The 22765-nt window shown below is 59.0% G+C and carries 21 protein-coding genes and 1 pseudogene; 11 read left to right on the top strand and 11 right to left on the bottom strand.

Going from position 1 to position 22765, the window contains the following annotated elements:
- Positions 1-51: 51 nt before the first annotated feature.
- The 3 genes from KZ772_RS02040 to KZ772_RS02030 form a co-directional block, all read right to left on the bottom strand.
- On the bottom strand, positions 52-1338 hold the full coding sequence (locus KZ772_RS02040) for an ammonium transporter (RefSeq protein ID WP_290538229.1): 1287 nt from the start codon (positions 1336-1338) through the stop codon (positions 52-54).
- 11 nt (positions 1339-1349) lie between these two features.
- Positions 1350-1688 (bottom strand): P-II family nitrogen regulator, encoded by a 339-nt coding sequence (locus tag KZ772_RS02035; RefSeq protein ID WP_035244689.1) that lies wholly within the window; start codon positions 1686-1688, stop codon positions 1350-1352.
- A gap of 348 nt (positions 1689-2036) precedes the next feature.
- Complete coding sequence (locus tag KZ772_RS02030; protein WP_290538228.1) at positions 2037-2906, bottom strand: tetratricopeptide repeat protein; 870 nt, start codon at positions 2904-2906, stop codon at positions 2037-2039.
- A 218-nt stretch (positions 2907-3124) separates the two neighbouring features.
- Here KZ772_RS02030 and KZ772_RS02025 point away from each other — a divergent pair, with 218 nt between their 5' ends.
- The 4 genes from KZ772_RS02025 to minE all read left to right on the top strand — a co-directional run bounded on the left by KZ772_RS02025 (position 3125) and on the right by minE (position 7746).
- Positions 3125-5581, top strand: a complete 2457-nt coding sequence (locus KZ772_RS02025; protein ID WP_290538227.1) for an acyl-CoA dehydrogenase — start codon at positions 3125-3127, stop codon at positions 5579-5581.
- A 304-nt stretch (positions 5582-5885) separates the two neighbouring features.
- Positions 5886-6617, top strand: a complete 732-nt coding sequence (gene minC, locus KZ772_RS02020; RefSeq protein ID WP_290538226.1) for a septum site-determining protein MinC — start codon at positions 5886-5888, stop codon at positions 6615-6617.
- Between the two features lie 40 nt (positions 6618-6657).
- Positions 6658-7473 (top strand): septum site-determining protein MinD, encoded by an 816-nt coding sequence (gene minD, locus KZ772_RS02015; RefSeq protein ID WP_290538225.1) that lies wholly within the window; start codon positions 6658-6660, stop codon positions 7471-7473.
- A 3-nt stretch (positions 7474-7476) separates the two neighbouring features.
- The gene (gene minE / locus KZ772_RS02010) at positions 7477-7746 is read left to right on the top strand and encodes a cell division topological specificity factor MinE (RefSeq protein ID WP_290538224.1); all 270 of its coding nucleotides are present in this window, start codon (positions 7477-7479) and stop codon (positions 7744-7746) included.
- 178 nt (positions 7747-7924) lie between these two features.
- Here minE and KZ772_RS02005 read toward each other — a convergent pair whose 3' ends face one another.
- Entirely contained in the window at positions 7925-8233 is a 309-nt protein-coding gene (locus tag KZ772_RS02005) for an antibiotic biosynthesis monooxygenase (RefSeq protein ID WP_290538223.1), read from the bottom strand.
- Positions 8230-8982 carry a M90 family metallopeptidase gene (locus tag KZ772_RS02000; protein ID WP_290538222.1) on the bottom strand — a complete coding sequence of 251 codons (753 nt, stop codon included), beginning with the start codon at positions 8980-8982 and terminating at the stop codon, positions 8230-8232. Before KZ772_RS02000 ends, KZ772_RS02005 begins: the two co-directional genes overlap by 4 nt.
- Before the next feature lie 257 nt (positions 8983-9239).
- Between KZ772_RS02000 and KZ772_RS01995 the strand changes: the two genes are divergently transcribed.
- From KZ772_RS01995 to KZ772_RS01985, 3 genes are all read left to right on the top strand, one after another.
- Positions 9240-10199 (top strand): DMT family transporter, encoded by a 960-nt coding sequence (locus KZ772_RS01995; protein ID WP_290538221.1) that lies wholly within the window; start codon positions 9240-9242, stop codon positions 10197-10199.
- Between the two features lie 30 nt (positions 10200-10229).
- Positions 10230-10850: a hypothetical protein gene (locus KZ772_RS01990; protein WP_290538220.1), complete on the top strand. Its 621-nt coding sequence runs from the start codon at positions 10230-10232 to the stop codon at positions 10848-10850.
- A gap of 251 nt (positions 10851-11101) precedes the next feature.
- The gene (locus KZ772_RS01985; RefSeq protein WP_290538219.1) at positions 11102-12265 is read left to right on the top strand and encodes a tetratricopeptide repeat protein; all 1164 of its coding nucleotides are present in this window, start codon (positions 11102-11104) and stop codon (positions 12263-12265) included.
- Between the two features lie 8 nt (positions 12266-12273).
- Here the strand turns inward: KZ772_RS01985 and KZ772_RS01980 are convergent, their stop codons facing one another.
- The gene (locus tag KZ772_RS01980) at positions 12274-12540 is read right to left on the bottom strand and encodes an acyl-CoA-binding protein (RefSeq protein WP_035244705.1); all 267 of its coding nucleotides are present in this window, start codon (positions 12538-12540) and stop codon (positions 12274-12276) included.
- Between the two features lie 130 nt (positions 12541-12670).
- Between KZ772_RS01980 and KZ772_RS01975 the strand changes: the two genes are divergently transcribed.
- On the top strand, positions 12671-13897 hold the full coding sequence (locus KZ772_RS01975) for a GAF domain-containing protein (protein ID WP_290538218.1): 1227 nt from the start codon (positions 12671-12673) through the stop codon (positions 13895-13897).
- Positions 13898-13973: 76 nt separating this feature from the next.
- On the opposite strand, the gene KZ772_RS01970 is transcribed toward KZ772_RS01975, so the two are convergent.
- Complete coding sequence (locus tag KZ772_RS01970) at positions 13974-14621, bottom strand: 1-acyl-sn-glycerol-3-phosphate acyltransferase (protein WP_290538217.1); 648 nt, start codon at positions 14619-14621, stop codon at positions 13974-13976.
- Positions 14618-15403, bottom strand: coding sequence for a thioesterase family protein (locus KZ772_RS01965; RefSeq protein WP_290538216.1), 786 nt, complete (start codon positions 15401-15403; stop codon positions 14618-14620). Before KZ772_RS01965 ends, KZ772_RS01970 begins: the two co-directional genes overlap by 4 nt.
- Positions 15404-15610: 207 nt before the next feature.
- On the opposite strand from KZ772_RS01965, the gene KZ772_RS01960 reads away from it, so the two are divergent.
- Positions 15611-17647, top strand: coding sequence for an LTA synthase family protein (locus KZ772_RS01960; protein WP_290538215.1), 2037 nt, complete (start codon positions 15611-15613; stop codon positions 17645-17647).
- A gap of 73 nt (positions 17648-17720) precedes the next feature.
- Entirely contained in the window at positions 17721-18824 is a 1104-nt protein-coding gene (locus KZ772_RS01955; protein ID WP_290538214.1) for an NAD(P)/FAD-dependent oxidoreductase, read from the top strand.
- Positions 18825-18938: 114 nt separating this feature from the next.
- Here KZ772_RS01955 and KZ772_RS01950 read toward each other — a convergent pair whose 3' ends face one another.
- Positions 18939-19712, bottom strand: coding sequence for an SDR family oxidoreductase (locus tag KZ772_RS01950; RefSeq protein WP_290538213.1), 774 nt, complete (start codon positions 19710-19712; stop codon positions 18939-18941).
- 190 nt (positions 19713-19902) lie between these two features.
- Here KZ772_RS01950 and KZ772_RS01945 point away from each other — a divergent pair, with 190 nt between their 5' ends.
- Positions 19903-20811: a hypothetical protein gene (locus KZ772_RS01945; RefSeq protein WP_290538212.1), complete on the top strand. Its 909-nt coding sequence runs from the start codon at positions 19903-19905 to the stop codon at positions 20809-20811.
- Positions 20812-20882: 71 nt separating this feature from the next.
- On the opposite strand, the gene KZ772_RS01940 is transcribed toward KZ772_RS01945, so the two are convergent.
- Positions 20883-21812, bottom strand: coding sequence for an FAD-binding protein (locus tag KZ772_RS01940; protein WP_290538211.1), 930 nt, complete (start codon positions 21810-21812; stop codon positions 20883-20885).
- Positions 21812-22563, bottom strand: a pseudogene (locus KZ772_RS01935) (electron transfer flavoprotein subunit beta/FixA family protein). The gene KZ772_RS01940 and the pseudogene KZ772_RS01935 overlap by 1 nt, the downstream one beginning before the upstream one ends.
- Between the last annotated feature and the right edge of the window lie 202 nt (positions 22564-22765).

The raw sequence follows: 22765 nt of genomic DNA, 5'->3' as shown, positions 1-22765 counted from the left end.
AAAAAACCCGGCACTGGGCCGGGCTTTTTGATGACGGTCATAACGCGGTAATCAGAGGTCGTAACCACGCTCTTCGTGCAGGGCAATATCCAGCCCCTGGGTTTCTTCGTCGCTGTCCACGCGCAGTTCCGCGAACAGGCCAACCAGCTTGAGCAATACCCAGGTCACCACCGCGGTATAAACGAACGTGGCTACCACACCCAGCGCCTGCACACCGAACTGATCCAGCATGGTGTATTCCGGCTTGGCAAAACCGTAACCGGAGAACAGACCCAGTTCCGTGGAGGCAAAGATACCGGCAAACAACGTACCGAGAATGCCGCCAACCCCGTGTACCGGGAACACATCCAGGGAATCATCAATCTTCAGCTTGTGCTTGATAAAGATCACCGCGTAGAAGCAGATCACACCGGCGGACAGGCCGATCAGCAGCGCCGCCGCCGGGCCGACAAAACCGGACGCGGGGGTAATGGTACCCAGGCCAGCCACCATGCCGGTGGCGATACCCAGCGCAGAAGGCTTGCCGAATTTCTTCCACTCCATGGTGATCCAGGCCAGCGAGCCTGCCGCTGCGGAGATGTGCGTGACCAGCATGGCCATGGCCGCATCACCGCCTGCAGCCAGCGCCGAGCCACCGTTGAAACCGAACCAGCCTACCCACAGCATGCCGGCACCGGTCACGGTCATGGTCATGTTATGGGGCATCATGCCCTGCTCCGGAAAGCCCTTGCGGCCACCCAGTACCAGCGCTGCTACCAATGCCGCCACACCCGCGGTGATATGCACCACGGTACCGCCGGCAAAATCGTACAGACCCAGGTCAGCCAGCCAGCCGCCGCCCCACACCCAGTGGCAGACGGGCACATACACACCCAACAGCCAGAGCACGGAAAACGCCAGCATGGGCCCGAAGCGCATACGCTCGGCAAAGGCACCCACGATCAGCGCCGGGGTAATGATGGCGAACGTCATCTGGAACAGGCCATGCAGGCTTTTCGGCAAGGTGCCTTCCAGGGTGTCCTTCCCAATGCCGGCAAAGAAGGCGTGGTCCAGACCGCCGATCCAGGCATTCATGCTGCCGCCATCGGAAAACGCCAGCGAGTAACCGCAGATCAGCCACACCAGCGAGACCGCACAGGTAATGGCAAAACATTGCATCAGCACAGACAGCACGTTTTTGCTGCGCACCAGGCCGCCATAGAACAGGCTCAGGCCCGGAATGGTCATGAACAGCACCAGCGCGGTGGCCGTCAGAATCCAGGCGGTGTCACCGGTATCCAGGCCATCGGCCAGGGCCAGGGACGGAAGCATCAACAGTACAGCAAGCAGTTTTTTCATCGTGGCCCCCCTTAAATGGCTTCGTTGCCGGTTTCACCGGTACGGATGCGGATCACCTGTTCCAGGTCGCTGACGAAGATCTTGCCGTCACCGATCTTGCCGGTTCCCGCCGCCTTCATGATCGCTTCGATGGCCTGATCCAGATCCTCTTCGCGCACAGCCAGCTCCAGCTTCACCTTGGGCACGAAATCGACCACGTACTCCGCCCCCCGGTACAGCTCCGTATGGCCCTTCTGGCGACCAAACCCTTTGACTTCAGTAATGGTCATGCCCTGCACCCCGACCTGGGCCAGCGCATCGCGGACTTCATCCGCTTTGAACGGCTTGATCACCGCTGTCAGCATTTTCATGGTTGTCTCCTGATCCTCGTGCATCCCGGATGCACCAACACAATACGTGCCGAAAAGTTTGCACCGGCATAGCGCATACAAGAATCAGGCCAGCATTATTACTTTTTAATTTCAGTCACTTGGCAGCAATGCACCGCAGAAACGCACCACAATAGAACCGATGCACCACGAAAACGCACCCATTTAATGCACTCATGTAATCCAAGATGATGCATAGAGGAGAGACCCGGGAAGGAGAAAGAACAAAAATGCACCAGCAAAGCGCGGAGACTGAGAAAGGAAGAGGTAATAGCACTGCGCCTCACTCCCCGAACGGGCAAGGAGGCGCGATCTATCAATAACAGTCGATCAATACAGGTAGTTGAACATCTTGCGACGGTATTCGCTGGCCAGGGGATCGCCCTTGGGCAGGCACTCGAACACTTCCAGCAGCGCGCTGCGGGCAATGCCTTCGCGGAAATCCCGGTGATCGCGCAGCAGTTGCAACAGGGCTTCCAGGCCAGCCTGGAACTGGCCGGCGGCGGCGGCCTGCAACCCAAAGGCATAAAGGTCTTCCGGTGTGGCCTGATCGTCGATGCGCTGGCGCAGCTCTGCCAGGGAGACGCTTTCCCCTTCCAGTTTTTCCAGCAGCGCAAAGCGGGCACGGAACGGGCGTAGCGGCTCCGCATCTTCTGTCACTTCCGCCAGCACCGACTGAGCGTCGTCCAGCCGCCCCTCGCCAAGCAGATATTCCACCAGCATGGCGCGGATGGCATGCTTGTCCGGGCTCTGCTGCAGGGTCTGGCGCAGGGCAGCTTCCGCCTGCTCACCATGGCCGGCGTCGATGGCCATGCGGATCTGTTCGATAAAGCCCTCTTCCTGCTGCTGCTCGGCGGCTTCCGGATCCACCACAGGTGCCAGCCACTGGCGCAGCGCCCCCTCAGTCTGGGCACCGTCCAGCTCGCTGACCAGTTGCCCCTGATAGACCAGTTTCAGGCTGGGCAGGCTGCGCACCCCGAACTGGCTGGCCAACATCTGCTGCTCATCCGCATTGACCTTCGCCAGGATCACCTTGCCCTGGTACTCATTGACCAGGCGCTCCAGTATCGGCGCCATCTGCTGACAGGGCTGACACCAGCTGGCCCAGAAATCCACAATCACAGGCACCTGTCGGGACTGCTCAAGAATTTGCTGAATGTTCTGTTCAGTTGCTTCAATGATGTAGTTGTTCGGTTGCAACGCCTTGCTCCTGAAAGCCTTAAAACTCGAGGGATTGTAAGGCATGACCGCCATTAAATCCGGTTAAATCCTGTGCAACTGATCACTTTCACGGGTTAGACTCAAAACAGTAAGGTCTGCAGGGCTTCACGCCATGTACATGACCTTTGGGTACGCTGGATTGTATTCAAAACGACCTGGGGCCAAGTGGGCTCGGGTTCACGGCAAAGGAGATCACCATGCTTAGCCTGTTGGCTATTGTAGTGTTAATTGCCACGCTGATGACCCTGTTCTATCAGCGCATCAGTCGCGGCATCGGCAGCGCTGTCTTTGTGGTTGTCTGGCTTTTGAGCGCCTTCCTGGCCTCCTGGCTGGTCCACCCTATTTCCCTGATTCTGCTGGCGACCGGTGTCGCCCTGCTCAATCACGTGGATCTGCGGCAAAAATTTATCACCAAACCGGTGTACAACGCACTGGGGAAAGTGATGCCAGCCATTGGCGACACTGAACGCGAGGCCATTGAAGCCGGCACCACCTGGTTTGAAACCGACCTCTTCTCTGGGCGCCCGGATTGGGAAAAATTCGCCCATATCCAGTTTTCTACCCTCACCGATGAAGAGCAGTCCTTTCTGGACAACGAGGTCCAGGAGCTGTGCGACATGCTGGATGAGTGGAAAATTTTCCACGAGCTGAGAGACCTGCCTGAGGAAGTCTGGGATTTCCTCAAGCACAAGGGCTTCTTCAGTCTGATCATTCCCAAGGAATACGGCGGCAAGGCGTTCTCTCCCTACGCCCAGAGCCGCATCATGAGCAAGATCGCCACCCGCTCACTGACGGCTGCGGTTACTGCCATGGTGCCCAACTCTCTCGGCCCCGGTGAACTGCTGGCCGAATACGGTACCCAGGAACAGAAAGACCGCTGGCTGCCCGGCCTGGCCAAGGGCGACGAGATCCCCTGCTTCGGCCTGACCGGCCCGGAAGCGGGCTCCGATGCTGGCGCCATCCCGGATACCGGGGTGATCTGCAAAGGGAAAATCGATGGCAAGGAAGTGCTGGGCATGCGCCTGAACTTCGCCAAGCGCTGGATCACCCTGGCCCCCGTGGCCACAGTGGTAGGTCTGGCCTTCAAACTCTACGATCCGGAAAAACTGCTTGGCGACAAGGAAGAGCTGGGCATCACCTGTGCGCTGATTCCCGCCGACACCCCCGGAGTGGAAATCGGCCGTCGCCACTACCCCGGCTCTCCATTCATGAACGGCCCCATCAATGGCAAGGATGTGTTCGTCCCGCTGGATACCATTATCGGCGGGCCGGACATGGCCGGCCGTGGCTGGCGCATGCTGATCGAATGTCTGGGTGCCGGTCGCGGTGTCTCTCTGCCCGCCCTGGCCACTGCAAGCGGCGAAGTCGGTTACCGCATGACAGGTGCCTTCGCCCGCATCCGTCGCCAGTTCAACACTGCGGTGGGCCAGTTCGAAGGGGTGCAGGAAGCCTCTGCCGAAGTGGCCGCCATTGGTTACACCCTGGAAGCCTATCGTCACCTGGTGACCCGTTCACTGGAAGACGGAGCCCCATCGGTCGTCACCGCCATGGCCAAGTACCACGCCACGGAAATGATGCGCGAGCTGATCAACCATGGCATGGACATCGCCGGCGGTCGCGGCATTCAGTTGGGGCCGCGTAACTTCCTTGCCCTGCCCTACCAGTCCACACCCATCGCCATCACCGTGGAAGGGGCCAATATTCTCACCCGCTCGCTGATGATCTTTGGCCAGGGGGCCATGCGCTGCCACCCGTACCTGTACGATGAATTGCAGGCGATTCAGGCGGAAGACAAGAAACAGGGGCTGCAGGATTTCGATGCCCTGTTCTTTTCCCATGCCGGACACACCCTGGGCAATATCAGCAGCGGCATCATGCAGGCCCTTGCCGGCCCCTACCTGTCCGAGGCACCGGGCAACGCGGACGCCTTCAGTGCCCCCTGGTACCGGCTGGTGAATCGCTACAGTGCAGTGCTCTCCAGTACCGCGGACATGGCACTGGCCCTGTTGGGTGGCGATCTCAAGCGTCGCGAGCTGCTCTCCGCACGGCTGGGGGATGTGCACAGCCAGTTGCTGATTGCCTGCTCCATTCTCAAGTACCACGCCACCCTGCCACGGGACGAGGCCAACGACGCCCACGCCAGCTACGCGCTGCGCCGGTCGTTCAGCAAGGCCCATGACGCCCTGGATGCCTTCTACCGCAACTTCGGCTTCTTTGGCGTGCGCTATGCGTTGAAAGGGTTGTTCTTCCCGTTCGGCCGCCCCTGCAAGGCTCAGGCCCCCAGCGACGACCAGATCCGCACCCTGGGTGACATGATCATGGCGCCGAGCTCGGTGCGCGATGCCCTGGCAGAGCCGGCCTATATCTCCCAGGACCCGGAAGACGCCATCGGCCGCGTGGAAGCCACCTTCAACAAACTGCTGGAAGTGGAGCCGGCCTACCTGGCGTTCCTGAAAGCCGATGGCAAGGGACAACTGGAAGGCAACAGCGTGCTGGAAAAACTTCAGGACGCGGCCAGCAAAGGCATCATCGACGCCGACCAGGTAGACCCGGTGAACGAGTACGATGCCATGCGCTACGATTGCCTGCTCACCGACGCCTTCGATATGGAGCTGAAGGACGTCAACGTGCATGCAGAACGCCCGATGATGTAAATCCAACCAGGCGGAGGAGGCAGAAATGCCCCTCCGCGTTCCCCTTCTGCCACTATCCCTTTTCTGTCTGAAAGCCTTCCAACGCCAACCGGTCCACAGTTTCACAAAAAGCCACAAAGCCGGGCCAGAAGAGAAAATGCTGTTTTTTTCAGCAGTTATTACGCTGTCACCGGGTTATCACGCAGATTTAACATTGATATCACCCTTTTGGCGCTTTTACGGCTCGCCGCTTTCGTCTAGGCTTTGCCAAAATTACGCCCCACCGGGCCTGGCGCCCTTTCGCCCCACGGACAACAGGTCAGCAATGACAGCAGTCGTCGAAGAAAATACCGTTCTAGAATTCAAGGGCCGCATGTTGATGATGACGGTCCTTCAACTGAAAAATCTGGATGCCAACCTGTTGCACCAGGAAGTCAGCCAACGGCTGGAAGATGCTGCCGAATGGCTTCAGGAAGCCCCGGTGGTGATTGACGTGAGCCAGGACCTGGACGTCGACCCGGTGGCCCTGATGGCCGCCGTGGACACGCTGCGCAGCCTGGGGGTGAACCTGGTGGCCCTGGCCCGCACCACTGGCATCGATAGTGATACTGCCGCCATGCTGGGACTCGGCACCCTGAGCCTGTCCGGTGGCCGTGATGTGCCCCGGCGCAGTGAACCGGCCCCCGCTCCGCAGGAGGAAGCGGAGAAAGTCCCCACCGCCACCCAACGCATTGAGACGTTGGTGGTGGACCAGCCAGTGCGCTCCGGTCAGCAGGTCTACAGCCGTGGCGATCTGATTGTGCTGGCCCCGGTCAGCACGGGGGCCGAGCTGATGGCGGAAGGCAATATCCATGTTTACAGCAAACTGCGTGGCCGCGCCCTGGCTGGCGTCCGGGGCGACAGCAGCGCACGTATTTTCTGCCAGCAACTGAATGCCGAACTGGTATCCATTGCCGGCCATTACCGGGTAGCCGAAGATCTGCCCGAAGCGCACCGTAACCGGGCTGTGTATCTGTCCCTGGAAGGTGACGCCATGCAATTTACCGCGCTGAGCTAGTTAGCAGGCGCCACGGAAAGACGAAGGTAAGGAGAAGAGCGTGACGAAGATTGTGGTCGTGACATCCGGCAAGGGTGGCGTCGGCAAAACCACCACCAGTGCAGCGCTGGCCACCGGCCTTGCCCTGCGCGGTTTCAAAACCACCGTGATTGATTTTGATGTGGGCCTGCGCAATCTGGACCTGATCATGGGCTGTGAGCGCCGCGTGGTCTATGACCTGGTCAATGTGATCAGTGGCGATGCCAACATCAAACAGGCGCTGATCAAGGACAAGAAGGTGGACAACCTGTTCATCCTTCCCGCGTCCCAGACCCGCGACAAGGACGCCCTCACCACCGAAGGGGTGGAAGGCGTACTCAACGCCCTGCGCGATGACATGAAGATGGACTACATCATCTGCGACAGCCCTGCCGGTATCGAGAAAGGCGCCCTGATGGCCGCCTACTTCGCCGACGAGGCAGTCGTTGTGACCAACCCGGAAGTCTCCAGTGTGCGTGACTCCGACCGCATCATCGGCATTCTGGCCAGCAAGACTCGCCATGCTGAGCAAGGTGAAGGAGATATCCCCGCCCGCCTGCTGCTCACCCGCTACTCCCCGGAGCGCGTGGAGAATGGTCAGATGCTGTCCGTTGAGGATGTGCAGGAAATTCTCGCTATCGAATTGCTCGGCGTGATTCCCGAATCCCAGGCGGTACTGAACGCCAGTAACGCCGGCAGCCCGGTGATCCTTGATATCGATTCCGATGCCGGTCAGGCGTACAGCGATGCGGTAGCCCGCTTCCTGGGCGACCAGCTGCCCCATCGTTTCGTCAACGTTAACAAGAAAGGTCTGTTCGGCCGTCTTTTTGGAGGCTAAGGGATGAGCATCTTCAGTTACCTGCTTCCCAAGAAGCAGAGTTCCGCATCAGTGGCCAAGGAACGCCTGCAGATCATTGTGGCCCGCGAACGCTCCACCCGCGGTGGCCCGGATTACTTGCCGCAACTACAAGAAGAGTTGCTGCAGGTAGTCCGAAAATACGTCCCTGTGGATCAGGATGCGGTCAACATTCAACTCGACCGCGAGTCCGGCTGTGAAATTCTCGAGCTGAACATCACCCTGCCGGAAGAAGAAGCCCAGCAGCAGTACTGAGCTGGCACCAGGAGCCGCCGCCAGGCGGCTCTTTTGTTTCCGCCCCATTCCCAGGAACATCTACGAACGTCCCGTTACAGGAGCGTCGCTGGCGGCGCGATCCGTGCCATCGACAATGCCGCTGCAGGCGTTCCGCTTCGCTTTAAACGTGCCGGCCGACGAGCAACGGCAGGCTGGCCTATTGCGGCAGCACTTGCCATTCCGGCTCGTCAAACTCCCCGATCACCGTGACCTCGCACACCTTGGCGTGCTTCGCCAGAATTGCCTTTACCTTTTCACTGCGGCTGTCGTCCTTGGCATCCCGATGGGCCTTGCTGTCCCAATGGGCAATGGCCAGTACCGTGTCCGGGTGGCCGATCTTGCGGTGCAGGTAGGTGCCACGAGCGCCCGGTGTCTGCTGGATGATTTCACTGGCTTCCACCCAGCCCTGGGCATATTCCTCCACGGTAAAGCCCGGTTTCACCCGAACTTCGAAGATAAACTTCATGGCTGTTCTCCTTGTCGGTAAAACTGCGCCAGCAGCCGGTAAAGATCCGGCCACTCCCGATGCAGCGAGTCCGGCGTCTCAAAAAAGGCTTCACTGCAAACCGCAAAGAACTCCCCCGGGCCGGTCAGTGCGTAAGGATCAATAGACAGGGGCCGGTGCTGCTCATAATCATCGAACAAACGATCCCAGGCCGCCGTGAAGGTATCGTGCCACTGGCGCGGATTCATCCCCGGATGCAGTGGCGGAGCACCATTGGCCCCATTGCGGCGCATATCCAGTTTGTGGCTCATCTCGTGGATCACCACATTACTGCCCTGCCCGGCTGCCAACACCGATTGCCATGACAGTATCACCGGGCCCTGATGCCAGGCCTCACCGGCCAGCACCGGACCACTGGCGTGCACCACACCATCTTCACTCTGCCAGGGCCGATTGGGAATGAAATCGTCTTCATACAGAATCACCGTATACCAGCCCTCATACCAATCCAGCCCCAGCTCCAGAATCGGCACACAGGCCATGGTGGCAATGCGTAAACACATGGCGTCGGTAATGACGAACCCGGAACCCGGAGCGATACTCTTGCGGGCCAGAAAGCGAAAGCTCAGATCCCGCAATCGGGCCCGCTGCTCCTCCTGGTAGCGCTGCAACACCGGCCAGTCGGCCACCGCCGCTTCCCACTCTGCCGCGGTATATCCCATCTTCTTGACCCGGCGCTTGTCGCGCCAGTTTCGCCAGGCTGCAAACATTGTTACCTCAACACTCAACACTACGCGCCATACCATTACCCCGCTATCTCATCAATCGTTCCCGAGCCAAGCCCCTTAAGCTCGCTCCTGCACTGACGAGCAATTCAGCAGAATCACTTTCACCTTCACCATGAATCACTCCCTGGCGCGGAATAATGTTGTCCACTTTGACCTGATAGATGTCGCCTGAACAGTCGTTACCCGGCACCGGGGCTGTGCTACCATCGCCAGCTCTTTTCCTATGCGAATCCTGTTCAGTGCCTGTTAGCCAAGCCCATAAAGCCGACCTGTTGCTTCTGGTGGTCACCCTGCTGGCCGCCATCAGCTGGATGTTCTCGCGAGAAGCGGTGCTGGCCATGCCACCGCTGCTGTTTATGTCGTTGCGCTTCCTGCTGGCAGCAAGCCTGCTAGCCCTGGTCGCCCATCGCCAATTGCGCCGCCTGAGCCGCCAGCAGCTGCTCCGCTGTGTCCGCGTGGGCACGGTTTTCGGCATCGCCATGAGCTGCTGGGTCATGGGGCTGGCCATGGCCGAGCACGTGGGCGAAGGCGCCTTCCTTACCAGTCTTGGCGTGGTGCTGGTGCCGGTGATTGGCCGGCTGATCTTTGCCGAACCGGTGCCCGGCAGTACCTGGCTGGCCCTGCCGGTGGCGGCTGCGGGTCTGGCCCTTTTGTCCCTGGAGCAGGGGCTGCACCTGGAAGCCGGGCAACTGTTCTTTGTGGCAGCGGCTACCATCTTCGCTCTCTATTTCAACCTCAACACCCGGGCCGCCAACACCATTTCCACCACAGACCGCAGCGGCAAATCCATTGAGCACCCACGCATTCCCGCCCTGGCGCTGACCACGGTGGTGCTGGCCGTGGTCGGTGTGCTCACGGGCATCCTGTCCGCCCTCCTGGAGCCCTGGGGCGAGGCAGCCGCAAATGCCACCTTAGAGCTGGCAATCTGGGTGGTACTCAGCGCCACCGTGGGCACCGCCCTGCGTTTTCTTGTGCAAACCTATGCGCAAAGTCTGTCGCTGCACAGCCACGGCGTTGTCATCATGGTGCTGGAACCCATGTGGACCGCCCTGATGGCGGCAGCCTGGTTCGGCGAGCAAATGACGCTGATGCAACTGGCCGGTTGCGCGCTGATTTTCCTGTCGCTGCTGGTCAATCGCTGGCGGGCGGTGAGAAGCCTGCTCAAGCAGTCGCTGTCACGGGTTTCCCCTCACCCTTAATTCCATCACTCCCAACGAAAAGGATATCTTATGGGACCTAATCTTCTCGCCCTGATTCCCGCCATCGCTCCCGGCACCCTGGTAGCCATTACCGCCTTTGTGCTGGCCGGCATATTCATGCAGCGCGCCCGTACGGCGGCCATGCTCGTGATGATCGCCGGTCTGCTTACCCTGCTGCAGAACGGCTGGATCATCTTCAACCAGCTCGTCTTGCTGGAATGGATGTTTGATGACGTGATCAGCTCAGATACCTATTCAATCATCGCAACCGCCGCCTACAACCTGTTCTATCTGGCCATCAGCGGCCTGCTGCTGTTTGCTGCCTTTGCCGGCCGCAAGGCTGTCAGCGCCCCGCCTCGCTCACAGGAAGCGCCCACCCCCGGCAGCAATCTCCCGGCCCACCGAGGCGGCCTGGTACTCACCTTCGGCCTGCTCGGCATCCTGCTGTTTGCACCACTGGGCGTGGTTGCCTGGATACTGGGCAGCAAGGACCTAAAAAGCATGGCCGGCGGTAACATGGACCCGTCGGGAGAAGGCATGACCACCGCCGGCAAGGTGCTGGGCATCATTGCCACTGTCCTCATGGTGATTGGTTTGCTGGTGGCCATCGTGGTGATTGGTATCATTGCCGCCAACTTTCGGGCCTTTTGATCCTTACCGGTGGAGTCTTGCCCGCAAGACTCCACCAACACTTACCGCTTTCCGCAATACTGGCGGGCACCTCGCTTGAGGTGCATAAATTTGTGTACCGCCGTGTGACCCAGTTCCTTCTCTCCACCCGCAGTTGGCGCACCATTTACCTCTGGCAGGCACCGTTTATAATTTGTACTGCCATCGCAATAACCGTTACCGGTTTTGCATGACTGTTCAGCCCTGATAACCAATAACAAAACGATGGGACAATGAGAGCAATCACCCTGGCCGTTTCCTTTCTTCTAGGCACGCTGGTGCCCCCAACCCTGCAAGCCGCTGCTGCAGACTGCCGGGCTGATACCTCGCATACTCTGGTGCTCTCTACCCGTGACCAGCAATTACTTGAGGTTCTGGGAGCCCATGCCAGCAACAGCCATACCCCCGGCCTGATCCGCTACAACGACCAGGCTGGCAGCATCAACAAACCCATTCTCGGCAACTATGCCCGCCTGCGTCTGGCCGCCATGGCACTGCGTGATGGCGATACCGATTTCGCCCGCCAGCAATTGAGCCAGGTGGAACAAAACAGTCCCGCCGCCGTGGATGCCGCCCTGTTACTGGCAGAGAGCTACCGCCGGGACGGAGACCGGCAACGGGCCCGGACCTGGTTCGTGCGCATCGCTGCCCGTTTTCCCGGCAATCCCAGGGCCGTTTCCGGGCTGGTCCTGGCCGGCGATGACTGGCGTAAACAGGGAGCCATGGAACAGGCCCTGCCAGTCTATAACCTGGCCCTGAATAAAGTGGCCGAAAACATGAAGGCATTACAAACCTTGGCGGATGACCCCGACCGGCTCTACCGCTCGCTAACCAACAGCGTTGCCGGAAACAGCACCACAGTGATGGATCAACTCGTTCTGGCCATGGTTCGTGACAGGGACAGCCAGGTGCTGGATGCCACCCGCAAGCTGATCAACGCCAGCAATGTGCGCAAGTGTCTTCACGAGCAGGAAAAAACACTCCATAACGCCATTCAGCATGCCACTGCCAGGGATCTCTCCAATGGTGCTTTTCGCACTGCAGCACGACGGGAAAAAGCCGCCACCGAACAGGAAATCGCTGACCTGCAACGGGTGCTGGCTAATGCCCCGAATGCGGAAGACTTCCAGGTCCGCCTGACTGAGGCGCGGGATCGGCTACAACGTATCAACGAACGGCTGCAAAGGCTGGGCAGCACGGCCCTGCCCCCGGAACTGGAAGAACGTAAGAGGCAGATGCAGACGAACAAACAACGGGTGGAAACGGAGATTGAGGATGCCCGGCAGCAGGTGCGCCAGGCCTTGAAAGCCCAGTTACCCGAGCTGCAACGGTTCTATCGCAACCTGGCCGGGGAAGCGCAGCTGGGCAAGGCCCAGCTGCTGCAGGCCAGGGGTTGAACGGTCGGTCAGCCCTTATGGCTTTTCAGCAGGCTGTCCACCTTGTCGATGTACTTCTGCTTGGCGTCATCCGCAGACATGCCCTTGAGCTTGGCCCAGGCATCGTATTTGGCACGGCCCACCATATCCAGCATCCCTGGCCGCTTGCCACTGACATCACCGGCACTGCCCTGCTTGAAATGGGCGTAGAGAAACAGCAGATCATCGTTGCCGGGTTTGCGATCCAGGGTTTTCACATCCTTTTGGGCTTGTTCAAAACGGGCAGTATCGGTCATGATGCTTCCTGTTGGTTGTGATCATTATTGAATATCGCGACAAGATTTATTCGCAATCAGGTTGCCAAAATACTGCGCTGAGACAGCCTGCGAATCAACTCAACAAACGGAATAATAATCAGGTAACGCCATGCCCGCAGCATCGGAAGCAGCGATCAGCAAAAACCAGGAAGGCGTCCTGCGCAATGCGCTCGACAGTCTGCTGGTCACCTTTGATGGCGAGCTGGAGGCCCGCTACCGGGAACACGCTCACCAGCGTGCCCGGGACCTGATCAGCCACTCGGTCTATCTGCTCGGCTTGCTGTATCTGCTGGTGGTACTGCCGGTGATGCTGCTGGTGGATACCGCAGACATGGTCGCCTGGCGCAATTACGGGGTTTACCCCATCGCCGTGGCACTGGTGGCCCTGTGGTGCAGCACCCGCCTTTCCTTGCTCAAGCCCCATACCATCGGCGTCATGTATCTGGCCCTGAGCCTGGCCCTCACCGGCACCCTGCTCGGTGCTATCCGTTTCGACGGGCTTTTCCCCGGACAGATTTCCGCTTTTGAAACCATCTATATCCTGATTATCGGCTTTTCCATTCTGCGACTGCCGCCTCGACAGACACTCACCAGTTGCCTGTGCGCCCTGGCAGCAGCCCTGCTGGTTGCCGTGCTTCAGCGATGGTCCCTGCCGTTGCTATCCATGCTGCTGTACTTTGTCATTCCGCTGATCATCTGTGCGCTCAATGGCTATATTCTGGATGTCAGCGCCCGCCGTAACTTTGCCAACAACCTGCTGCTGGAAAGCGAATCCTCACAACTGGCACGCTGGCGAGAACAGGCGGAGAAAGACACCCTGCGCCAACAACAGCTCAATCTGTTTCTGGAACGCATTGCCGGCAACCTGACGCCAGAGCAGCTTCTCGACCGGGTGCTTGGCTATCTGATTGAGCAGATCGACGCGAAAGCCGGGGCCGCCTACACCCTGGAGGAGCAGGAACTGGTCCGGCAGGCAGGCTGGGGGCTCAACGCCAGCGCGGCCGAACGGCGCCGACTGCCCCAAGATGAAACCCTGCTCGGTGCCGCCTTGGACCAGAAGCTGCTGATACAGCAACATACCGTGCCGGAAGGCTATCTGGATCTGGAAGTCGGGGAAGGAAAACGCAAACCTGCCACCCTGCTACTGTGGCCGATCCATCAGGGGGAATTGGCGTTGGGCATTGTGGAAGTCGCCGGATCCCAACCGTTCTCCGCTGCCGATGAGGCCTTGCTCAACGAGCTGCATCGCCCCCTGGCCTTTGCATTGCAATCGGCCCAGCGTCGACAGCAGTTTCTCGGTCGCATGGACAGCCAGGACAGTGCCGCTCAGGCCTGATTGCGGGTTCAGCGCCGGTAAAAATCTTTGCTTTGCGGGAGGCTGCCTGCATCGCCAAGCAGCCAGGAAAAGATTGTTATTCGCGATGCGCCTTTTGCTGTCCAGTCTTCCGTAACGGGCCGGACAAGCGATCCGGTCGACGGGGAACAATATCGGCTAGCGCCTGAACAATTCTCGCCATATCGCGCTCCATATCACCCGTGGGCATAAAGCTGCCAACAATACGAATCTGGCGTCGCTGGTAACAGAAACCAATCACCACGATAGGGATCTGCATCTGTTCGGCTATCCGGTAGAAACCGGTTTTCCAGCGCGCTGCCCCATCCCGGGTCCCCTCCGGTGCAATGCCCAGCCAGAACGGTTTTTCTCTCATTACAGAGGTGGTCTGATCCACCACATCGTCCGCACTGTCCCGGTTCACCGGTATTCCACCCAACCAGACCATCAGACGGCCCAGCCGCCCCTCGAAAAGGGTGTGTTTAGCCATGAACTTCACATGTATCCGCAGGCACTGAATCGCACTGATACCCACCAGGCCATCCATATTGGAGGTGTGCGGCGCCACAGCCAGGACCGCACGATCCACATTAGGCAGGGTCCCGACAATCCGCCAGCCCATGGCCGACAGAATCACCCGGCCCAGGCCAGCCAGCAGCCAGTGCCCGCGGCGGGGCACCCGTTCCCCCAGGGTTTTCGCCATGATCGGCGGTAATTCTGTTTTCATGCAAATACCGTAAATGTCTGGCGGCTCAACGCCACCGCCTTGCCTTCCCCGTCCCAGATCGTAGCCTGGCTCTGGCCGTAGCCGTCGCTGCTGTGATCCGTCTTTACCCGATACTGCCACAGGGTATCTGCGGGGCGCGACTGCGGATCATCGAGCAACTCCATGGTCCAGGTCAGCGAACTTGCCGGGGCCGGTTTCTTCAACATAGGTAATACGGAAGGTGGCCAGGTATCGACCAGCGCGATCAACGCTGCCGTGCTCATGGCCTGCGGCGGTGCTCGAAAGCCCATATAACCACTGAAATCCGGCACCTCACTGCCACTGAACGGGGGCATGCCATCCGCATAGCGCATCTGGAAGTGTTGCAGAAAATCCGGTGTCAGACCGGCAATGAAAGGCAGCTCGATACAACGGTCCGGTGCCGGCATGGCCGGTGCCGAGGGCGGCGCCACAATCACTCGCGACTCCCGGGCCGCGCCCAGACTCACCAGCATGGCAGCAACCACCTGACCCTCCTGGCGGGCCGACACCATCGCCTGCATCACCGATTTCCCTTCCCGGAACACCTCACTGTGCAGGCTGATCGGCCCCGGCGCCATGGGCGCCACAAAAGACAAGGAAAAACTGCGCAACGTCCTGCCTGCAGCCACAGTTTTTTCCAGATGGTCAAACAACACAGCACCAACCAGACCACCGAACAGGGCGCGCCCCTGACCCCAGCCTTCCGGCATGACACCATTACCCTGACCATCCACCGTGGCCAGGATCTCGTCGAAATTCATTTGCCTCTCCCGTCAGCGAAAACCTTTAATACCATTGCGTCCCGGCGGGTTAAAGCCATTATCCCGTCGTCACCCAAGCCAGCCGCGACATCCTGCTGAAATTTGTTCAAATAACCGCCAAAAGCGGCGATTTGGTCATGCGCCACTCGCCCCTTCCCGGTAGCATAGGCGCCAATTTTTCAGATTCGCCAGTACGGAGTAATCGGCATGACCTGGTTGAAATCACGACGCCTGCATTACCTGCTGGCCATGACGGCATTGTTTTTCAGCCTGATGGTCATTCTGCGGGCCGTTTTCTATTTCGGCTTTTCCGAAGTCCCGTCCACACCGGATGTGGATTCAGAAGCCGTGCTCAGCGCCCTGGGGATCGGGTTGCGTTTCGACCTGCGCCTGGCCCTGCTGATGATGCTCCCCTTGGCCGCACTGGCCTATTTGCCACGCTTCAATCTGTTAAACAGCCGCCTGATGCGCTTGCTTGCCCACGGCTATCTGATCGTTGCGCTGACGCTGCTCGGCCTTACCTACATTCTCGACTTTGGCCATTACGCCTATCTGGGCGAGCGCCTGAACGTCACTGCCCTGCGCTTCCTGCAAGACACCCGCGATTCCACTCTGATGGTCTGGGAAAGCTATCCGGTAATCTGGATTACCCTGGGCCTGGTTGCCGGCGTGGCGGGCAGTTACTGGCTGGCCCGGGTTGCCGAACGCAAGCTGCTGCAGCGAACCGCCGCCGGCATCTCCGGACTCCAGGCCACTGTCGGTTTTCTGGTCTGCTTTGCCCTGTTCTTCTTTGCCATTCTTGGCCGGGTCAGCAATATCAATATCCTTAACCCCATTCCGCTGCGCTGGAGTGAAGCCTTTGTGTCTGGCGATCGGGCTATCGGCGCCCTGGGTCTGAACCCGGTCCTCTACTTTCGCGATACCCTGCTGATTCCCGTGTCCCCCTTCGACAAGGAAAAAGTCGCCGAGTATTACCCGCTCATGGCCGAGCACCTCGGCATTCCCGAAGATCAACGCCAGGATCTGAATTTCGTGCGCATGGTGGATGTGCAGAACCACAAACTCGACTATGAACGCCCACCGAATGTGGTCTTTGTGATGCTGGAATCATTGGGGGCAAGTCGTGTCAGCAGCTACGGATTGCCGGTGGAAAGCACCCCCAACCTGGACCAGCTGGGTAACGATGGTTGGCGTTTCGAAAACTTCTATGTCCCTGTGACCGGTACCGCCAAAACCATCTGGGCCACCTTCACCGGTATCCCCGATGTGGCGCCCACGGAAAGTGCCAGCCGCAATCCGTTGACCAGCCACCAGCGTACTGTGCTGAATGAATTCGAGGGCTATCGAAATTTCTATTTCATTGGCGGCAATGCCGGCTGGGCCAACCTGGACGGTCTGGTTCAACAAAGCATCGACGGCCTGGAACTCTACGAGGAAGGTGACTGGAAAGCACCGGATGTGGATGTCTGGGGAATTTCCGACCTGGAACTGTTCCGCGAATCCAACCAGATTCTCGCCGATCTCCCGGATGATCAGCCGTTCTTTGCCTTCATCCAGACCGCCGGTAACCATCGTCCTTTCACCATCCCCGACAACAACGGTGACTTTCAGCCGCGTACCGACCTCTCCGATGAAGAGCTGGCCAAGTTCGGGTTCCGCAGCGCCGCCCAGTTCAACGCGGTACGCCTGCTGGATTACAACGTGGGCGAGTACATGAAATGGGCACGGGAAAGTGATTACTTCGACAACACCATCTTTGTCTTCTTCGGTGATCACAGCAACCGCATCACCACCCTGCCCCATATGCCGGCCATGGACCAGTTGGGGCTGGAAAGCAATCATGTGCCGCACATTATCTATGCGCCCCGTTACCTCAAACCAAGGGTTATCCAGGACGCCGTCGGCCTGATAGACGTGTTACCCACCGTTGCCGGGATGCTGGGGCTGAACTATCGCAACACCACGCTGGGCCGGGATTTCCAGATTCCTGCTCCGGAAGGGGATCGCGCCAATTTTGTCGTGCTGCGTGAGGGTCCCAACCCCATCTACGGCATGGTAACGAAAGATTTTCTGGTGCAAATGAATGCGGATGGCAGCAACGCCACCCTGCATGATCTGCATAGTGATACCCCGAAGCGGGACGTGGCCGCAGAGCACCCGGCAGTCTTCGACCGGCTGTTCAAGCTGGCTCGCGGGCAATACGAAACCGCCCGCTACATGTTCTACGACAACGTGGACGACTAACCCGCCGCGGAATCTTGTCCAAGACCGTCAACGCCCTCACACTGAGGGCGTTGTCATTTCAGGGCCGATCATTGTGCAACCACGGGAAACCATCGATACCGCCATTATCGGCGCTGGCGTTATCGGCCTGGCCATCGCCCGTGCACTTGCGCCCTCAAGATCCGTGGTGCTGCTCGATCAGGAAAACCACTTTGGCGAGCACCTCTCATCCCGCAACAGCGAAGTTATCCATGCCGGCCTCTATTACCCGCCAAACTCCCTGAAAGCCCGCCTGTGTCTGCGCGGAAACGCTCTGCTTTACCGGTATTGCCAGGAACAGAGTATTCCCTACCGGCAGTGCGGCAAACTGGTCGTGGCCAATGAAGAACAACAGGACGCACTGGAGCAACTGCATCACAACGCGCTGGACAGCGGCGCCGCCGGATTACACCGCTGCAGCCAGCAATGGCTGCATCAACAGGAACCCTGGCTCCACGCCAGCGAGGCACTGCTCAGCGAACTCAGTGGCATCCTCGACAGCCATGGGCTGATGGCGCGACTTGACGAGCAGGCACAGGCGCACCATGCCCTGCTCTGCTATCGCCACCGGGTGCGGCGGATCGACTGCCAACACGATCATTTCCTGCTGCACGTGGACAGCGACGACGGCCCCTTCGAGTTGCAATGCCGGCAACTGATCAACGCCGCCGGTCTGGGTGCCGTATCGCTACTGAAACGCTGCCATGGATTCCCCCAGCAACACATCCCCGAGCAGCGACTGGCCCGGGGCAACTACTTTTCCCTGAGCGGTCGCAGCCCCACCCGCAGGCTGATCTATCCATTACCGGAAGCAGACGGTCTGGGCATTCACCTCACCGTGGATCTCGCTGGTAACGCCCGTTTTGGCCCGGATGTGGAATGGATCGATCATCGAGATTATCAAGTCAACGAGTCACGGCGGCCGCAGTTCGAGGCCGCAATACGTCGTTACTGGCCAGCCCTTGCCCCCCGAAGACTCTCGCCCGCCTATGCGGGTATTCGACCCAAGTTATTCGTCAACGGAGCACCCTACCGGGATTTTCTGATACAGGGAGAAAAGGAACACGGCATCAAAGGCATGATCAATCTATTGGGAATAGAATCCCCCGGACTGACCGCAGCACTGGCCATTGCGGAAGACATCGCCAACCTCGGTTAAGTCTTACGTAGGGTGCACTGAGCCTAAGGCGAACTGCACCGATCCGGCGTTTTAATGGTGCAGTTCGCCTCAGGCTCAGTGGCACCCTACGCTCACCGGAAATTGAGAACAGGATCAGTGATGGCGCCCCATCACCTTCCCCGCCAGGCGCGTCACCCAGCTAGCGGGCAAGACCCGCACAAGGGCAACCATCATCCGATACAAAGCACCGGGCACCACCACCGCTTTTCCCTGGGCCAGCGCTTTCAATCCTGCCGCTGCCACCACCTCCGCCGGCATCATCGCCTTTTCGAGGTCAGGATCCATTCTGGCGCGCGCAATGGACGAGAACTCGGTACGGGTTCCACCGGGGCACAGGGCTGTCACCGCTATACCCGCTGACTTCCACTCTTCGTGGAGGGCGCGACTCAGGTGCAGCACACAGGCCTTGCTGGCTGCGTAGGTAGCCATTCCCGGTATTGGGAACCAGGCGGAGACAGAACTCACATTGAGCACCCAGCCCTCGCCACGCTGTGCCATTGGCACGGCAAAGAGCTGCGTTAACGCCAGCAGGCTGCGGACGTTCACATCGACCATGCCCAACTGGTCCACCGCCAACAGAGGCTTCTGCAAACCGAAACCGGCATTGTTGATCAGCATATCGACACGTAAACCCCGACGCCGCACCTCGTCGAACACATATTGTGGCGCCAGGGGATCGGACAAATCCGCCGTAATCACGCTCACCGACACCGAAGGCAATGTCGATTTCAACGCCAGCATCCGCTCCGTGCGCCGTGCCACCAGAATCAGATTGCAGCCGGAAACCGCAAGCTGACGGGCCATTTCTTCACCAATACCGCTAGACGCACCGGTAATCAGCGCGGTTTTGCCCTTGAAGGTCTGCATGGAGTGATCCCGATATGCAAAAGATGGTGTGTCATGATGAAAGAGCGCTGTCAGTGCTAATGGTGAGGCAGTTCACCCCTTTCCCGTTTGCTGGACTCTACACTGAACTAAACACCCCTGCTTCAATCCTGACTGCAGGAACTGCACGAACCGAGAGAGGCATTATCACTAACACAAAGGAGCAAGAACGATGCGCAATGGACTGCCTGCGGCTTTTCTGTTTTCCCTTTTACTTATCTCTGCCTGCGCCGTAAAACTTGATGGGCTACCCGGTGACCCGGCGCAACTGAAAGCGGAACCCCATTTATTCTGTCCCGGCGACCAGGTCACCGTCAGTTGGGATGCCCGCAACATGCCCCGTGACGAATCGCACTGCAGCGTTTTCGGTGACGCGTACAGCACGGCACCCAGCTGTGCCTCCGCAGCAGAATGCCCCAGTGATGGACGTTGTGTGGATGGCTACTGCTGCCCCTCCGATTTTCCTCCCGGGGTTGCCCAGGTTTGCCCGAATCATGATGGCTGCTATCCCCCCTTTGCGATCACTGTGACCGCTGACACGCTCACCCTGAGCCCACCGGTGAATGGCGAAAACGAAACCCTGGCGGATTCCCGCACGGTCAGCCCCACCGCCAGTACCCGATTCACCGCCACGCTGATAACGGAAGGCGAGACCTATGACATGTCCGTCGCCACCGAAATGGTGCAACTCTCGCCGCCCAGCACCCCGGTTTACGACTTTCCCTTTGTTTGCAACGGTGCGACCCCCGGATGGCAATCCATCGACCTGGATCGGGAATACGGATGGCGTGAGCGACGCTATGCCAGTGATAGCGTGCAAGTGATAGAGGTAACAAATACCTCAGGACATGCCATTCAGCTTCGCACAAGCGATCCCGCCGTCGGGCCGATCACCCTGGGAGCTGGCGAGTCCACCAACGCCTTTAATGGCCGGCCTCGCGGCGAATGGTTCGCCGCCCTCTCCCCCACAGACCCGGCCTCTGGATTGACGCCACGCTGCGACGCCACCCACATCAGTGACCCCTGGCCGGATCTTCAGGTTAGTGTAAGGCTGGAGTGCACAGAGCCGGAGTCAGACTGATTGAGCGCAACCCCAAAACAAAAAACCCGGCACAAGGCCGGGTTTTTTGTGTGGTGCTGACTGCAGGCTTTTTACAGCTTGCTGTCCAGCTCCGGTACGGCTTCGAACAGGTCAGCCACCAGGCCGTAGTCCGCCACCTGGAAGATGGGGGCTTCTTCGTCCTTGTTGATAGCAACGATGACCTTGGAGTCTTTCATGCCGGCCAGATGCTGAATGGCACCGGAGATGCCCACAGCAACGTACAGGTTCGGCGCAACGATCTTACCGGTCTGACCGACCTGCATGTCGTTGGGTACGAAACCTGCGTCAACGGCAGCACGGGATGCACCCACGCCAGCGCCCAGCTTGTCAGCCAGCTTGTACAGAATTTCGAAGTTTTCGCCGTTGCCCATGCCACGACCACCGGAGATCACGATCTCGGCAGAGGTCAGCTCAGGACGGTCGGACTTGGCCAGCTCTTCACCCACGAAGGAGGAAATACCGGCATCCTTGGCAATGTCGATGTTCTCAACGGAAGCAGAACCACCTTCAGCGGCCACGCCGTCGAAAGAGGTACCACGCACGGTGATCACTTTCTTGGCATCGCTGCTTTTCACGGTAGCAATGGCATTACCGGCGTAGATCGGACGCTTGAAAGTATCCGCGTCGATGACGTCAGAGATCTCGGAGATCTGAGCCACGTCCAGCAGCGCAGCAGCGCGCGGAGCAAAGTTCTTACCGGTGGTGGTAGCGGCAGCCAGAATGTGGCTGTAATCAGCGCCAACTTCAGCAACCAGGTCGCCTACGTTCTCGGCCAGCTGGTGCTCGTAGGCGTCGTTGTCAGCGCACAGTACCTTGGAAACGCCATCGATCTTGGCCGCTTCTTCAGCAACAGCGCCACAGCCTTTACCGGCTACCAGCACAGTGATGTCGCCGCCGATTTCTTTGGCAGCAGCAACCACACTCAGGGTGACCTTGTTGAGCGCGGCGTTATCGTGTTCGGCGTAAACTAATACACTCATCAGATCACCTTCGCTTCGTTCTTCAGTTTCTCGACCAGCTCGTCAACGGAGCCAACGATGATGCCAGCCTGACGCTCGGCCGGTGCTTCCACACTGACAGTGGTCACACGCGGAGTCAGGTCAACGCCCAGATGAGCAGCGGTCTTGGTGTCCAGCGGCTTTTTCTTGGCTTTCATAAGATGTTCGGCAGAGACGCGTAACGCGGCTCGTTCAGACGCAGGTCGGTGGTAACCACCGCCGGCAGGTTCAGCTCAACGGTCTGCAGGCCGCCGTCGATTTCACGGGTAACCTTCACTTTACCGTCAGCCACGTCCACTTCAGACGCGAAAGTGCCCTGCGGCATGCCGGTCAGTGCAGCCAGCATCTGGCCGGTCTGGTTGTTGTCGCCGTCGATAGCCTGTTTGCCGAGAATCACCAGGTCCGGCTTTTCTTCGTCAACGATGGCTTTCAGCGCCTTGGCGATGCCCAGCGGCTGAACGTCTTCATCGGTTTCTACCAGGATGGAGCGATCAGCGCCCAGTGCCATGGCAGTACGCAGCTGTTCCTGAGCGGTCTTGGGACCGATGGAAACGGCAACGATTTCGGTAACCACACCCTTCTCTTTCAGGCGCACCGCTTCTTCTACAGCGATTTCACAGAAGGGGTTCATGGCCATTTTGACATTAGCGAGATCAACACCAGAGTTGTCCGCCTTCACGCGAACCTTGACGTTGTAGTCAATGACTCGCTTGATGGGTACAAGAACCTTCATAGGATCCTCGGAATGTTCCATTGGGTGACATGTAGAAGGAGGCGAATTGACGCCGTTGCCGGGTCCACCCCCGCGAAAGAGCCGCTATCTTGAACGCTCGGCCAAAGCAGGTCAATAGGCCGAAAATCTGTAAGCGAATGATTTTGCTGCAAATAGACTCTGCAAGGTGTCCACTTTTCGTGACTTTACGGTCGGCCATTTC

This window comes from Alcanivorax sp., assembly GCF_019431375.1.
Taxonomy (GTDB): Bacteria; Pseudomonadota; Gammaproteobacteria; order Pseudomonadales; family Alcanivoracaceae; genus Alcanivorax; species Alcanivorax jadensis_A.
Note: the sequence above shows the minus strand (reverse complement) of the source record. Positions and strands in the feature narration are given on the sequence as shown.